This is a genomic window from Thermus sp. FJN-A (assembly GCF_054655095.1).
This window is the reverse complement of record NZ_BAAHSC010000276.1, coordinates 1-236: the sequence shown is the minus strand read 5'-3', so window position 1 is coordinate 236 and position 236 is coordinate 1. Positions and strand designations below refer to the sequence as shown.

Sequence of the window (236 nt, the reverse complement as noted above, 5' to 3'; positions counted from 1 at the left end):
GACGGAGGAGAGGAGGACAAGGACCCGGCTCCGGAAGCCTCCCAGGGACTTGGCCCGGACCACGGCCAAAGCCTCCTCCGCCCGGCGCAGGGCCCAGCCCGTCCTGCCCCGGTGCAGGTGGGCCACCCCCAGGCCGTGGAGTGCCCAGGCCCGGCCCAGGTGGTCCTCCCGGGCGCTGAAGTGGTCCAGGGCCCGCCTCAAGGCCTCCTCCGCCTCCTCCCAGCGCCCGGCCCGGA

At 76.3% G+C, this 236-nt stretch carries 1 protein-coding gene; it reads right to left on the bottom strand.

Annotated elements, in window-relative coordinates:
• Window positions 1-236: tetratricopeptide repeat protein (locus tag ACYQ0J_RS13700; RefSeq protein ID WP_460172626.1), on the bottom strand; the 236-nt coding region annotated here is incomplete at both ends.